The sequence below is a fragment of the Agromyces sp. GL_144 genome, from assembly GCF_057834305.1.
Genome location: NZ_CM174399.1, coordinates 3931886 through 3945866 on the forward strand (window position 1 = coordinate 3931886; position 13981 = coordinate 3945866).

The following is a 13981-nucleotide window of genomic DNA, read 5'->3' on the forward strand; positions in this document are numbered from 1 at the left end:
CGCGGGCTGAGCCTCAGCGAGCCTCAGCCGCCCTGCCCGGGCAACGCACCGATCGAGAGGCTCGAACCGGCGTCGAGGCACGCTTGACCGACCTTCTCCATCGCCTGCTGGAACTCCGCGTTGTCGCGACCGACACCGCCGTCGGCCTGTGCCCGCTTCGCATACGCGATGGCGGGCGACACCTCGGTGTCGCCGACGACCATGTACGTCCAGCCGTCCTCGACGGCCGCGACACGGGATGCGTACGCGGCGTCGTCGATCAGCCCCTGATCGTGCTCCCATTCGGAGCGGAACATGATGCCCGCCAGCGCGCTCGCCTGACCGCACACATGACGGGCGTCGGCATCGCCCATCGGTGAGGCGTCATCGGCAGGGCTGGTCTCGGACGCAGGCGCGCTCGCAGGCATGCCCTCGACCTGACCCGGGGTACACGCGGTCAGGCCGAACGCGAGCGCGGCAAACGTGATCACGAGGGAGGCCGAAGACGTTCTCCGACGGATGGCGGCAAGATTCATCGGGCGTCTCTCAATGCTCTGTCGGCGTAGGGTGCAAGAGATCGTATGGGATCGAGGCCGCCCGAGGCGATACGACTTCCGTCACATCACGCGCGAACGCGCCGAGCGTCGTCACGTCGCGCCCCTGCCGACTACACGGAGACGGCGCGTCGATTGCCGACCCGGAAGACCGTGACGAGCACGACGTCATCGTCGATCTCGGAGAGCACTCGGTGGTCACCGAGGCGGATGCGCCACGCATTCTCGGTGCCGACGAGCTCCCTCACCCCTGACGGGCGTGGATCGCGTTCCAGCTCGGTCAAGGCGGCGAAGTGCCTACTCGCGAACGCGACGCCGCGGCATCCGGAGCCTGCCCTGCGCGAGCAGGATGCCGAGCAGCACGAGCAGCGCACCCAGCGGCTCGTGCCAGGAGAACCGCTCCGAGAGCAGCAGCACGCCGAGCGCGACGCCGACGATGGGCGTCACGTAGGTCACGGTCGAGGTGGCGGTGGGGCCCCAGGCGCGCAGCACGTTGATGTTCCAGATGTAGGCGAGGCCAGTGCCGAGGATGCCGAGCGCGAGCAGCGAGCCGACGATCGTCCAGTCGAGGTCGACCGGTTCGAGGGCGAGCCACGGCGTGAGGGCGAGCATGACGACCGCCGAGACGCCGATCGAGAGGAATGCGAACGTCGCGGGCGCAATCGGTCGCTGGCTGAGGAAGCGCCGCTGGTACCCGAACGTGAACCCGTAGCAGAGGGTCGCGACGAGGCAGGCGAGCTGGCCCGCGAGCGATCCGGTGAGGGCCGAGTACTGCCACGGGCCGATGACCACGATGACGCCGAGGATGCCGACGCCGACGCCCGCCCACCGGCTGAGGCCGAGCCTCTCGACGCGGAACACGAGGGTCGCCATGAGGGCCGTCATGATCGGCGTGGTCGCGTTGTAGATCGACGCGAGGCTCGACGACACGTACTGCTCGGCCCACGCGAAGCACAGGTACGGAATGACGCAGGTCGTGAGCGAGACCACCAGGAAGTGCACCCACACGATGCCCTCGCGCGGCAGCACCGGGCCGGGCGTTCCGTCGGGTCGCGCGACGCGGGGGCGCATGATCAGCACGATCACGCCGAGCGCCAGGGCGCCGAGCACCGTGCGCGACCACGCGACCTGCCCGAACGACACGCCCTCGAGCGCGACCTTCATGAAGAGGAAGCTCGACCCCCACACGAGCCCCATCGCGATGAACTGCAGCAGCGTCGACAGCTTGCTCGAAGGGCGAGGGGCGGATGCCGCGGCGGCGCCGGAAGTGGCGGAGGCCGAGGTGGTTGCGGGGGTGGTGCTCGAGTTCACCTGCCGAGCGTACGCCCGGGCAGGCCCGGCGCCGACCGCGGGGGAAGACGTTGTCCGGAATCCGCCGATGGTCGGCAGCCCTGCGTTGGCCGGCCCGCCTGCAAACGCTTGCAGATTCCGGCGTCGCGGCCCATAGGCTGGCCCACATGACCGCCCCCATCGTGATCTCCGGCGCCGCCTCCTGGAACCGCATCGTGCTGCTCGACCGCCTGCCCGAGCCCGTGCCGCATATGCAGTTCGCGCTCGCCGAGCACGAGACGATCGGCGGCACCTCGGCGGGCAAGGCGCTCGGGCTCGTCGGACTCGGTCACGCCGTGCGCCTGCACACCCTCATCGGGTCGGACGGCGACGGCGAGCGCGTGCAACGCCTGCTCGAGGCATCCGGAATCGAGGTCGACGCCCTGCCCGCCGACGCCACCGAACGGCACCTCAACCTCATGACCGCGGCCGGCGAGCGCGTGTCGCTGTACCTCTCGACGCCCGCGGACCCGGGCTCGCCGGCGTCGCCCGAACTGGTGCAGGCGATGGCGGATGCCCCGGTGCTGGTGCTCGACCTCTCGGAGCGCTCGCGCGCCCTGATCCCGACGGCGCGCGAGGCCGGGCGGCCGATCTGGACCGACATCCACGACTACGACGGCACCGCCGAGTTCCACCGCCCGTTCGTCGAGGCGGCCGACTGGATCTTCATGAACGCGGACCGCATCGGCGCGGACCCGATCCCGTTCATGGAGGAGTGCGTGCGCGACGGGGCATCCGTCGTCGTCTGCACGCTCGGCGCGCAGGGCGCGATCGCCGTGGACACCGACCTGCGCCGCCACGAGGTCGCCGCCGTTCCGGTGGAGGTCATCGACACGAACGGAGCGGGCGACGCCTTCATGTCGGGCGTGCTCGACGCGCACCTGGCCGGGCGCGACCTCGACGCCGCGCTCGCGGCCGGGGCCGCACACGCTGCGACGGTGCTCACGACGATGCATCTGCATCCGTCACTCGACGCGCTGTTCGCCTCCGCCTGAAGACTCGGGGTGAATAGACAGCCAAACTGTGCAGTTTGCCTGTCTAAGTGGTAGCGTGAGGGCATGCCCGCCGACGACCTCGACCTCGAATCCGCCGCAGCCGCGCTACGCGTGACGAGCGCGCGACTCGTGCGCAAGCTGCGCACCGAGGGCGGGCTGCAGGAGTTCACGCCCAGCCAGAGCGCGGTGCTCCGACGCCTGGCCGACGGAGACGGGGCCGGCTTCTCGATCGCCGAGCTCGCGCGACTCGAGGGCGTGCGCCCGCAGTCGATGAGCGCGACGGTCGCCGAACTCCGCGAGGCGGGCATCGTCGACCGACGGCCCGACCCCACCGACGGCCGCGCCCAGCTCGTCTTCTTCACCGACGCGGCCCACGACGCGATCCTGCGAGCCCGTGCCAACAAGACCGGTTGGCTCGTGAACACCATGCGCGAGCGGCTCACGCCCGCCGAGCAGCGCACCGTCGCCGAGGCCGTCGACCTGCTCGACCGACTGCTCGCCCCCTGAACCCGCCGAGTCCTCGGCCCGACCCGGTCGGCTCCCCGCCGACCCGCACGCCCCTCAGCGAAGGAACCCCATGCCCCTCAGCACCATCGATCCCACCGTCGCGCTCGTCGTCATCGACCTGCAGCACTTCATCGTCGGCCGCAGTGCCGGGCAGGGCTCCGCCGAGGTCGTCGCGCGCAGCGCCGACCTGGCCGCGGCCTTCCGCGAGCGCGGCCTGCCCGTCGTGCTCGTGCAGGCGATCGGCGGGGCGCCCGGCCGCACCGAGAACGGCGCGGCCAACGCCGCCCGGCTCGCCGCCGCGGCGGCCGCCTCGGGCGACGCGCACACCGGTGGCAATGGCTCAGGTGCGGCATCCGCTCTGGCATCGCTGCCGGCAGAGGCGATGGCCATCGTGCCGGAGCTCGAGGGCAGCGGCATCCGCATCGCGAAGCGCACCTGGGGTGCGTTCCACGAGACCGACCTGCACGAGCAGCTGCAGCGGGCGGGGGTGACCCAGATCGTGCTCGCGGGCATCGCCACGTCGAAGGGCGTCGAGTCGACTGCGCGCGCAGCGCACGAGCACGGCTACCACGTGACCTTCGCGACCGACGCGATGACCGACGCCAACCCCGCCGCGCACCGGCACAGCATCGACGTGGTCTTCCCCGACCTCGGCGAGCGCGGCACGACCGCCGAGGTCATCGCGCTGCTGCCCGCGGCGGCGGGGACGACGAGCGCGGCCGGGCCGACGACCGAGCAGACGACCGCTGCGACCGCGAACGACGACCTCCCGACGACCGGAGCCCGGGCCGCCGCCGACGCGTGACCCGCACGACCGAGCCCGGCACCGGCGCGACGCCGTCGCCCGGCGAGGGCAAGCCGTTCCCGGCGCGGTTCGTCACGCCGCTCGTCTGGGGCTCGGCGCTCAACCCGATCAACTCGTCGATCATCGCGACCTCGCTCGTCGCGATCGCGTCGGCGTTCGGCGTCACCCCGGGTCAGACCGCGACCCTCGTGGCCGCCGTCTACGTGACGAGCGCCGTCGCCCAGCCCGCGATGGGCAAGCTCGCCGTCGTCTTCGGGCCCCGCCGGGTGTTCGTCTCGGGGCTCGTGATCGTCACGATCGCCGGCGTCATCGGCACGTTCGCGCCGTCGTTCGCCTGGCTCATCGTCTCGCGGGCGCTCATCGGCCTCGGCACCGCGGCGGGCAATCCCACGGCGATGATGCTCATCCGACGTCGCGCCGACCGGCTCGGCACCGGCATCCCTGGCCCCGTGCTCGGCCTCATGTCGATCGCCGCGCAGGTGACCGCCGCCCTCGGCCTGCCGCTCGGCGGCGTGCTCGTGGGTGTCTGGGACTGGCCCGCCGTGTTCGCGGTGAACATCCCCCTCGGACTCATCGGCATCGTCATGGCCCTGCTGTGGGTGCCGCGCGACGAGCCCGTCGCCGCGTCATCGCGACGCATCCGCCCGCTCGCGAGCGCGCTCGATCCGCTCGGCATGTTCCTCTTCGCGGGTGCGATCGTCTCGCTCATCGTGTTCCTGCAGGGCGTTCGCGCACCGGTCTGGTGGCTGCTCGCGATCGCGATCGCCTCCGCAGGCGCACTCGTGTGGTGGGAGCGCCGGGCGAGGCATCCGTTCATCGACGTGCGCATGCTCGCCGCCAACGGCCCGCTCATGCGCACCTACCTGCGCCAGTTCCTCACGCAGACCGCGATGTACCTCGTGCTCTACGGGTACGTGCAGTGGCTCGAGCAGGGCCGCGGCCTCGCGGCGAGCGTGTCGGGGCTCGTCATGCTGCCCATGACGGCCGTCGGCGCGATCGGCTCGGCGCTCATCTCGCGCCGCGCGCTCGTGCGCGGGCCGCTCATCGGCAGCGCGTCGGTCGTGACCCTCGGCGGCCTCGCGCTGCTCGCCGTCAACTCCAGCACGCCGGTGCCGCTGCTCATCGCCCTGAGCCTGCTCTTCGGCGCCGTGACCGGCCTCACCGGGGTCGCGAACCAGTCGGCGCTCTACGCGCAGACCGACGCCGAGCGCATCGGCGTCGCCGCCGGCCTGCTGCGCACCTCCACCAACCTCGGCGCGATCGGCTCGGCCGCGGTGCTCGGCGTCGTCTTCCCGACCGAGGCGACGGATGCCGGCCTGCAGTCCATCGCCGTCGTCATCGCCGGCCTCGGGGTCGTACTGCTCGCCCTCGTGCTCGGCGACCGGCGCATCCCGGCACGCGTGCTCTGAGCGGGCCCGACTGCCCCGGAGGCGCTCAGCCCACGACCGTCGCCCACCCGATGTCGATGACGCAGAGACCGTCATCCGTCTCGCGGTAGAACACGTCGCCGGGGAACCGCCGCCCCGATGCCGGCGCCGCGGGCCCGAGTTCGAGGTTGATGCTCCATGCCGGATCCAGCGCGATCTGGGCGTCGTGGTAGTCGGGAACGAAACGCTCCGGCTCGCCCGCAGACAGCCCTTCCCAGTCATCAGGTTCACCGAAGTCGGCCACCGAATCGACGCAGGCGAAGGCATCGAAGTCGCCATCGGATGCCGCGTCGATGACCTCCTCGGTCGTGGCGATCACTCGGGCTCCGCCCGGACCCCAGATCACGAGATCGAGCGCGACGCATCCCGAGAGGGCCGCGACGAACGCGCCGGCGACGACCAGCGACGCTGCCCGCTTCGGAGCGATCATCTGGACGGCCCCGCGGTGCCGGCCGCCGAGCGGGATCCGCATCGTGTGCTGGTTCGCGTCATGCACACAACCGTACCGATCGCTCTCGAGCGGGCTGGGGGCGCCGTCGATCCCGCACCAGTCGAGGCCGAGCGGGTGCGCCGAAGTCACGGCACCGCGCACCGATGAGAGGCTGACGGCATGACGACCCTGGCGTGCCGCGCGTGGGCGGCGCCCGTGATCCTCGCGACGCTGGCGATCTCGATGACCGGCTGCCGCACCGAGTACCACGGGCACGACAGCGATATCGATGGCGTGCTGTGGCGGCAGATCGCGTCGTTCGAAGATCCGCTCTCTCGTGACGCCTCCCAACCGTCGACGGATGACCCGGCCGACTCTCTCTCCTCAATCGAGGGCACACGATGGAACGGGGCGGTCACGTCCGCCGCCGACCTGGATCTCGGGCGCGGCGGCGGCGTCCTCTACGACGTGTCCGCGACCGATTCGGCGGCGACGTTCTCGGTGTTCATCGCCTCCGGACCCCGGCCCGATGTTCCGACCGACGACGGCCGGCGATACAGCGGCCCGAGCGAGGTCTACACGTGCTACCGCATCGAGGCCGACTTCTCCGAGGCACCATCCGTTCTCTCACCGGCACCACCCGTGAGAAAGACGATCTTCCGCGAGTGCCCGGAGCCGCTCGTCGGCCTGCTCGCGAGCGACGCGGCCTTCGCGAGCGGCGAGGTGTTCGACGGTTGAGCGCGCCCGGGTACCGGAGGGACCGGGTGGACCGCATCCACCGCCGCTGCCCGGGACACGACCAAGCGCCTCAACCCTCTCTGTACGATCTTCGAGCTGCGTGGACGTTTCGCGATTTCGCGGCCATAGAGGTGTAGACGCACCAGACGGATGGAGCACGCGATGAACGACGACCTCGACGGGATGCTGCTCCGGTCGAAGCCCGACCTGGCCGAGCGCAGTCCGGGGCTGACCTCCGCACTCGACGAGTTGGTGGGCGCTGCGCCACCGGCCACCAGGCGCCGATGGCTGCCGGCCGTGACGGGCGGCTTCCTCCTGTTCGCGCTCGCCGGCGGCGCCTCGATCGCCGCGGCCACGCCCGGGGTGCTCGACTGGTTCGGCTGGACCGACAACACGACCTCCTACTCGCGCGGCGACGAGGTGTGTCACGAAGGGTTCAGGGTCATGCCGGCCTCTGAGGAGTCGGATGCCGCCTCCCCGTCACTGCTCGCCGCGCGGGAGTACCTCGCGGCACTGGACATCGACACCGTCGATATCACGGCGAAGCTCGCCGAGTTCGAGCGAAACGGCAACGAGCCGAGGAACCCGGAATCGTCAGCGCGCAGCTCGGTCGTCTACGACCTGACGATCGCGTATGTCGCGGGGCTCGGGCTTCCGACCGCGGACATCTCGCTCGAGTCGGGCGGCATGTGCGATGGCGGTGAGCGATGAGGCGCACGACGACGCCAGGCGGGTCTCACCTGACGGGCGTCCTCCGTGCGAACTCGTCCGACCTGCTCGCGTACTTCGAGCGGCGCGTCGCGCCCCGGGCCGACGCCGCCGACCTGCTCAGCGAGACCATGATCGTCGCGTGGAAGCGGGTCGAACGCCTCCCCGACGATGAGATCGAAGCGCGCCGATGGTTGTTCGGCATCGCCTCGCGGGTGCTGCTCACCTCGTACCGAACGAGTCGGCGTCGCCACGAGGCCGCCGAGCGGCTCCGCGACGAGCTCGCCCGCGCGGCCCTCGTCACCCCGAGCGAGGTGGAGTCGCTCGAGGAATCCGAACTCGTGCGCGCCGCGATCGCGAGACTGCCGCAGAAGCTCCAGGAGCTCGTGCGGCTGATCCACTGGGACGGGTTCAGCCTCGCCGACGCAGCCGTCGTGACCGGGACATCCGCCTCGACCGCCCGCTCCCGCTATGCCCGTGCTCGTGAGCTGCTGCGCGCCGAACTCGGCGAACTGCACGTCGAGGCACGGGCAGCACCGACCACGAATCGGTAACGAATTGCCTTCCGGTGGAAACACTCGAGAATGTGATGGTGTCTCCAGCCCCGCTCTCCGTGCGCCCGATGGGTGAGCGCGAGTTCGACGAGCTGTTCCGCACCTACCATCCGGTGCTCGTGGCGGCCGCCTACAACCGGCTGAGCGACGTCGGCGACGCAGAGGATGCCGCGGCCGAGGTCTTCGCGCAGGCGTGGCGTCGCCGCGGCGAGGCGCCCCGCGTGTTCACGATCGCCTGGCTGTACACGACGCTGCGCAACGTGGTCGGCAACCAGTACCGCGGGCGAACGCGCCACCTGCGCCGTGTCGAGCAGGCCGAGGCGAACCTGCAAGACCCCGATGCGGATGCCGCGGACGACGCGCTCGATGTCCGTGCGGCCGTGAACCGCCTGAACGCGCCCGATCGCGAACTGATCTGGATGGCCTACTGGGAGGACCTGACCCGCGACGAGATGGCCGAGATCCTCGGCTGCTCGGTCGCGACGCTCCGGGTTCGACTGCACCGGGCCAAGGCCCGGTTGGAGGCGGCGCTCTCCGCTTCCCCGCCGAGGCCGGCGAGCGCGGCAGGCGCGACCGCCCCGACCGCGGCCCCCGTCGTGACGCTGAAGGTGGATGCGACATGAACGACTTCGAACTGCAGCGACGCCTCGAGAGCGCCCGACCCGACCTCCCCCGACGCGGCGACCCGCTGTCGCCGGCCGCGGAGTCGACCCTGCAGCGGGTGAGGGCCGACGAACGATCGGCGCCGAGGCGCCGACGGGCTCCGATCTACCTGTCGGTCGCGGCATCCGTCGTCGTGCTCTTGGCGGTGGCGATCGGCGTGCTCTTCATCGCGCGGCCCGCGCCGGTCTACGCCGACGTGACGCCTCCGATGCTGCGGCCGACATCGGTCGAGGGCACGTCCGAAGATCTCCTGCTGGACCTGAGCAGACACCTGAAGCCCGCAAAGCAGACGACGACCGTCGAGATGCAGTCGTGGGCGCGCTCGATGACCGTCGGCGAAGACGGCACGATCGAGAAGGTCACCATCGAACCCGAGGTGCGCACCTTCGAGCACGGCCCCGACGGGGCGCGCATCGAGGTCAGGCGCGGCGAGCCGTACGACTCCGACGGGCGACCGATCCACGTCGACGGCTACCGGGTCGGCGAGTTGTCGTGGGAGATGGACTTCGGGCCGGGCGAGTACGAGTCCATGTTCGGCGAGCCGCCCGAGTCCGCCGCGGAGTTCGGGGCGTTCATCCGCGAACCCTCCGGCGCCGAGACCTACACGACCGGCGAGTACCTCAACGACGTGAACTCCGTGCTCATCGAGCACCGGCTCACGACTCCCCAATCCAAGGCGCTGCTCGAGTTCCTCGCCGGCCTGCCCGATCTCGAGGTGGAGGGCGAGGTCGTCGACCGGCTCGGCCGCTCCGGCATCTCGTTCTCGACCGACAGCCGGAATCCGGGCGAATTCGTCGATCGCATCATCGTCTCCGACCAGGGCCTCGGCGTCATCTCCTCCGAGACCGTGTACATCGGGCACAGCATGGAAGGCGTCCAGGCCCCCTCGGTCTGGTGCTACTTCGCCTGGGAATGACCTGCCTCGCCGTGTAACGCACCCCGCTCCAGCGGAAACATCCCCTGCAGAGGAGGTGTCCATCATGCGCATCCGTGCTGTGATCGTCGTGACCGCGGCCGCGACCCTGGCGGCGAGCATCGCCGGGGTGGCCGCCGGTGCCGCGATGCTCGCGTTCTCGTCGGCCCTCACGCCCGAGGCGGGCGCGGGCGCCGATCCGGGCATTCTCACGTTCACCGTCGTGTGCACCTGCGTGGTCATCGCCGCGGCATCCGTGCTCGCGATGGTGGCGGTGGCGGATGCCCGCGCGCCACGCGCGCCGGTGGTGCCCGCCGCGAAGGCCCGACCGAGTCGGCACCCCGTCCCCTGACCCCCGTCCCCTGAGCCGCCGAAGTGCCTAGGCTGGACGCATGAGCACGCATTTCGATGTCATCGTTCTCGGCGCCGGCCCCGGCGGCTACGTCGCCGCCATCCGCGCCGCACAACTCGGCCTCAAGGTCGCCGTGGTCGAGGAGAAGTACTGGGGCGGTGTCTGCCTCAATGTCGGCTGCATCCCCTCCAAGGCCCTGCTGCGCAACGCCGAGCTTCGCGCACATCTTCCACGACCAGGCGAAGACGTTCGGCATCTCGGGCGACGCGCACTTCGACTTCGGCGCCGCGTTCGACCGCAGCCGCCAGGTCTCCGACAAGCACGTCAAGGGCGTGCACTTCCTCATGAAGAAGAACGGCATCGTCGAGTTCGACGGGCGCGGCACGTTCCGCGACGCGAACACGCTCGAGGTCGCCAAGGCCGACGGCACGGCAGAGACGCTGACGTTCGCGAACGCGATCATCGCGACCGGCTCGCGCGTGCGCCTGCTGCCCGGTGTGCAGCTCTCGCAGAACGTCGTCACCTACGAGACGCAGATCCTCACGCGCGACCTGCCGCGCTCGATCGCCATCGTGGGTGCGGGCGCCATCGGCATGGAGTTCGCCTACGTGCTGCGCAACTACGGCGTCGAGGTCACGGTCATCGAGTTCCTCGACCGGGCGCTGCCCAATGAAGACGTCGAGGTCTCGAAAGAGATCACGCGCCAGTACCGCAACCTCGGCGTGCCGATCCTCACCTCGACGAAGGTCGAGAGCGTCGTCGACAACGGAGCATCCGTCACCGTCTCGTACACCGCGGCCGACGGGCAGCCCGGCTCGCTCGAGGTCGACCGCGCGCTCATCTCGGTCGGCTTCGCGCCGAACGTCGAGAACTTCGGGCTCGAGAACACCGGGGTGGCGCTCACCGAGCGCGGCGCCATCGCGATCGACGAGCGCATGCGCACCAACGTGCCGCACATCTACGCCATCGGCGACGTCACCGCGAAGCTCATGCTCGCGCATGTGGCCGAGGCGCAGGGCGTCGTGGCAGCCGAGACGATCGGCGACGCCGAGACCATGGAACTCGGCGACTACCGCATGATGCCGCGCGCCACGTTCTGCTCGCCGCAGGTCGCCTCGTTCGGCCTGACCGAGCAGCAGGCGCGCGACGAGGGCTACGACGTGGTCGTCTCGAAGTTCCCGTTCAGCGCGAACGGCAAGGCGAACGGCCTCGGCGAGCCCGTCGGCTTCGTCAAGCTCGTCGCCGACGCGAAGTACCTCGAGCTGCTCGGCGGGCACATGGTCGGCCCCGACGTCTCCGAACTGCTGCCCGAGCTCACGCTCGCCCAGAAGTGGGACCTCGGCGCGCACGAGCTCGCCCGCAACGTGCACACGCACCCGACGCTCTCGGAGGCGCTGCAGGAGGCCTTCCACGGGCTCACCGGGCACATGATCAACATGTAGAGGCGGATGCCTCGCAGAAAGGCGGATCCATGAACTGGGCGCTCATCGTCGTCGGCGGTCTGCTGACACTGGCCGGCGCGGTCTGGACACTGCAGGGCGTCGGCATCCTGCCCGGATCGGCGATGAGTGGGGTGACGCTCTGGGCGATCGTCGGCCCGATCGTCGCGGTCTTCGGCGTGGCCCTGCTCGGCTGGGGCATCGCCCGCCGGCGCCGCGCGCGACCGTAGCAACGCGACGCGCGTCTCCCGGATGCAGGAATTCCGGGCGACACGCCGTGGGCGAACGGCACGACACGCCGCCGTAGTTCGGATTCTTCCTGCATCGCGCGTCGGCGACCGGCGAATCTCGGCCCGGCCAGCCGACCGCCGAGCACGAGAAACGGGGCGGATGCCGCGACCGATCGGTCGCGACATCCGCCCCGCCTGTTCGTTCGACGCGGCATGGGCAGGCATTCCCGCCGCGTCGAAGCTTCGCCCCGGTGACGGGGCGTCCCCCCGCCTCGTCACCGGAACCCTGGTCGGCCGGCGGTCCCCCGACCGCCGGCCGGGTCTCTAGTGCTGGGTCGCCTTCTCGGCCCCCACGCCGGTCAGCGAACGCACCTCCATCTCGGACTGCTTCTCGGGGCTCTCGACCGTCTTGTCGAGCAACGTCACGATCCAGCCGAGCAGGAACGCGAGCGGGATCGAGATGATGCCCGGGTTCGAGAGCGGGAAGAACGCGAAGTTGATGTCCGCCGTCTTCAGCATCGACGCCTCGGAACCCGAGACCACCGGCGAGAAGATGATGAGCACGATCGCCGAGATGAGGCCGCCGTACATGCTCCAGAGGGCGCCCTTCGTCGTGAAGCGCTTCCAGAAGAGCGAGTAGATGATCGTCGGCAGGTTCGCCGACGCCGCGACCGCGAAGGCCAGCGCCACGAGGAACGCCACATTCTGGCCGTTCGCCCCGATGCCGCCGAGGATCGCGACGATGCCGATGACGACCACCGTGCGACGGGCGACCTTCACCTCGGCGCCGGGGGCGGCCTTGCCCTTCTTGATGACGCTCGCGTAGATGTCGTGCGCGAACGAGGCGGCAGCGGTGATCGTGAGGCCGGCCACGACCGCGAGGATCGTCGCGAAGGCGATCGCCGAGATGAGGCCGAGCAGGAACGGTCCGCCGAGCGCGAAGGCGAGCAGCGGGGCCGCCGAGTTCGCGCCGCCGGGCGCTTCGGCGATGACCGACGGGCCGACGAGCGCCGCAGCGCCGTAGCCGAGCACGAGGGTGAACACGTAGAAGATGCCGATGAGCCAGATCGCCCAGACGACCGACTTGCGGGCCTCCTTCGCGGTGGGCACCGTGTAGAAGCGCATGAGCACATGCGGCAGGGCCGCGGTGCCGAGCACGAGGGCGAGGCCCAGTGAGACGAAGTCGATCTTCGAGACATCCGAGACGCCGTACTTCAGGCCCGGGTCGAGGATCGCGGGGTTGCCCGCCACCTCGACCGCGCTGTCGAGCAGGCTGCTGAAGTTGAAGCCGTACATCGCGAGGACCCAGACCGTCATGACGCCCGCGCCCGCGATGAGCAGGATCGCCTTGATGATCTGCACCCAGGTGGTGCCCTTCATGCCGCCGATGAGCACGTACAGGATCATGAGCGCGCCGACCACGGTGATGACGAGCGACTGTCCGAGCGTGTCGCCGATGCCGAGCAGCAGCGACACGAGTCCGCCGGCGCCCGCCATCTGCGCGAGCAGGTAGAAGAAGCAGACCACGAGCGTCGTGATCGCCGCGGCGATGCGCACGGGGCGCTGCTTCAGGCGGAACGAGAGCACGTCGGCCATCGTGTAGCGGCCGGTGTTGCGCAGCAGCTCGGCCACGAGCAGCAGCGCCACGAGCCAGGCGACGAGGAAGCCGATCGAGTAGAGGAACCCGTCGTAGCCCGTGATCGCGATCGCGCCGACGATGCCGAGGAAGGATGCCGCCGACAGGTAGTCGCCCGCGATGGCCGATCCGTTCTGGCCGCCGGTGAACGAGCGTCCGGCCGCGTAGTAGTCGGCCGCCGTCTTGTTGTTGCGGCTCGCGCGGAACACGATGACCATCGTGATCGCGACGAACGCGCCGAAGATCGCGATGTTGAGCCAGGGCTCACCCGGCGAGGACGATGCCGCCTCGGCGACGACGGCGGTGTGCACGGCGTGCACGGTCTGCACGGCGCTCATCGGGCCACCGCCTCGGTGTCGACGCCGGACTCGATCTCGTCGCGGATCTCGGCCGCGATCGGGTCGAGGCGGCGGTTGGCGTAGCTGACGTACCACATGGTCACGGCGAAGGTCGTGACGACCTGCAGCAGGCCGAGCACCATCGCGAGGTTCACGCTGCCCCAGACACGCGTCGACATGAAGTCGTGCGCGTAGATGGCCAGCAGCACGTACGCGAGGTACCAGAGCAGGCACGCGGCGAGCACGGGGAACACGAACCTGCGGTGGCGGCCGCGCAGCTCTTGGAATCGGGGTGATGCTTGCACCGCGGTGAAATCGACGTCGGGTTGCGTCGTCTCCGCGCTCAGGGCGTCGTTGCCCATGGCGTCTCTCCTTCGAGGGGGT

General features: G+C 70.4%; 17 protein-coding genes and 1 pseudogene. 12 read left to right on the forward strand and 6 right to left on the reverse strand.

Features of this window, described 5'->3' with window-relative positions:
* Positions 1–23 precede the first annotated feature (23 nt).
* The 3 genes from AC3IPY_RS18100 to AC3IPY_RS18110 all read right to left on the reverse strand — a co-directional run bounded on the left by AC3IPY_RS18100 (position 24) and on the right by AC3IPY_RS18110 (position 1730).
* Entirely contained in the window at positions 24–515 is a 492-nt protein-coding gene (locus tag AC3IPY_RS18100) for a hypothetical protein (protein WP_489185667.1), read from the reverse strand.
* A gap of 131 nt (positions 516–646) precedes the next feature.
* Positions 647–817: a type II toxin-antitoxin system RelE family toxin gene (locus AC3IPY_RS18105; protein WP_489185668.1), complete on the reverse strand. Its 171-nt coding sequence runs from the start codon at positions 815–817 to the stop codon at positions 647–649.
* Positions 818–830: 13 nt separating this feature from the next.
* Positions 831–1730, reverse strand: a complete 900-nt coding sequence (locus tag AC3IPY_RS18110) for a DMT family transporter (RefSeq protein WP_489188368.1) — start codon at positions 1728–1730, stop codon at positions 831–833.
* 260 nt (positions 1731–1990) lie between these two features.
* Here AC3IPY_RS18110 and AC3IPY_RS18115 point away from each other — a divergent pair, with 260 nt between their 5' ends.
* From AC3IPY_RS18115 to AC3IPY_RS18130, 4 genes are all read left to right on the forward strand, one after another.
* Positions 1991–2857, forward strand: a complete 867-nt coding sequence (locus AC3IPY_RS18115; protein WP_489185669.1) for a carbohydrate kinase family protein — start codon at positions 1991–1993, stop codon at positions 2855–2857.
* A 63-nt stretch (positions 2858–2920) separates the two neighbouring features.
* Positions 2921–3364: a MarR family winged helix-turn-helix transcriptional regulator gene (locus AC3IPY_RS18120; RefSeq protein WP_489185670.1), complete on the forward strand. Its 444-nt coding sequence runs from the start codon at positions 2921–2923 to the stop codon at positions 3362–3364.
* Between the two features lie 70 nt (positions 3365–3434).
* Positions 3435–4169 carry an isochorismatase family protein gene (locus AC3IPY_RS18125; protein WP_489185671.1) on the forward strand — a complete coding sequence of 245 codons (735 nt, stop codon included), beginning with the start codon at positions 3435–3437 and terminating at the stop codon, positions 4167–4169.
* Positions 4166–5578, forward strand: coding sequence for an MFS transporter (locus AC3IPY_RS18130; RefSeq protein ID WP_489185672.1), 1413 nt, complete (start codon positions 4166–4168; stop codon positions 5576–5578). Before AC3IPY_RS18125 ends, AC3IPY_RS18130 begins: the two co-directional genes overlap by 4 nt.
* Positions 5579–5603: 25 nt before the next feature.
* Here AC3IPY_RS18130 and AC3IPY_RS18135 read toward each other — a convergent pair whose 3' ends face one another.
* A complete protein-coding gene (locus AC3IPY_RS18135) occupies positions 5604–6188 on the reverse strand; it encodes a hypothetical protein (protein ID WP_489185673.1) in 585 nt (194 codons plus the stop codon).
* 18 nt (positions 6189–6206) lie between these two features.
* Between AC3IPY_RS18135 and AC3IPY_RS18140 the strand changes: the two genes are divergently transcribed.
* The 8 genes and pseudogenes from AC3IPY_RS18140 (at position 6207) to AC3IPY_RS18175 (ending at position 11623) form a co-directional block, all read left to right on the forward strand.
* The gene (locus AC3IPY_RS18140; protein WP_489185674.1) at positions 6207–6764 is read left to right on the forward strand and encodes a hypothetical protein; all 558 of its coding nucleotides are present in this window, start codon (positions 6207–6209) and stop codon (positions 6762–6764) included.
* A 162-nt stretch (positions 6765–6926) separates the two neighbouring features.
* Positions 6927–7475, forward strand: coding sequence for a hypothetical protein (locus AC3IPY_RS18145; protein ID WP_489185675.1), 549 nt, complete (start codon positions 6927–6929; stop codon positions 7473–7475).
* Entirely contained in the window at positions 7472–8026 is a 555-nt protein-coding gene (locus tag AC3IPY_RS18150; RefSeq protein WP_489185676.1) for an RNA polymerase sigma factor, read from the forward strand. Before AC3IPY_RS18145 ends, AC3IPY_RS18150 begins: the two co-directional genes overlap by 4 nt.
* A 38-nt stretch (positions 8027–8064) precedes the next feature.
* A complete protein-coding gene (locus AC3IPY_RS18155) occupies positions 8065–8649 on the forward strand; it encodes an RNA polymerase sigma factor (protein WP_489185677.1) in 585 nt (194 codons plus the stop codon).
* On the forward strand, positions 8646–9605 hold the full coding sequence (locus AC3IPY_RS18160) for a hypothetical protein (protein WP_489185678.1): 960 nt from the start codon (positions 8646–8648) through the stop codon (positions 9603–9605). The genes AC3IPY_RS18155 and AC3IPY_RS18160 overlap by 4 nt, the downstream gene beginning before the upstream one ends.
* A gap of 64 nt (positions 9606–9669) precedes the next feature.
* The gene (locus tag AC3IPY_RS18165) at positions 9670–9954 is read left to right on the forward strand and encodes a hypothetical protein (RefSeq protein ID WP_489185679.1); all 285 of its coding nucleotides are present in this window, start codon (positions 9670–9672) and stop codon (positions 9952–9954) included.
* 40 nt (positions 9955–9994) lie between these two features.
* Positions 9995–11396, forward strand: a pseudogene (gene lpdA, locus AC3IPY_RS18170) (dihydrolipoyl dehydrogenase).
* Between the two features lie 29 nt (positions 11397–11425).
* Positions 11426–11623, forward strand: coding sequence for a hypothetical protein (locus AC3IPY_RS18175; protein ID WP_489185680.1), 198 nt, complete (start codon positions 11426–11428; stop codon positions 11621–11623).
* Positions 11624–11947: 324 nt separating this feature from the next.
* On the opposite strand, the gene AC3IPY_RS18180 is transcribed toward AC3IPY_RS18175, so the two are convergent.
* Positions 11948–13597, reverse strand: coding sequence for a solute symporter family protein (locus AC3IPY_RS18180; RefSeq protein ID WP_489185681.1), 1650 nt, complete (start codon positions 13595–13597; stop codon positions 11948–11950).
* Entirely contained in the window at positions 13594–13959 is a 366-nt protein-coding gene (locus tag AC3IPY_RS18185) for a DUF485 domain-containing protein (protein ID WP_489185682.1), read from the reverse strand. Before AC3IPY_RS18185 ends, AC3IPY_RS18180 begins: the two co-directional genes overlap by 4 nt.
* Between the last annotated feature and the right edge of the window lie 22 nt (positions 13960–13981).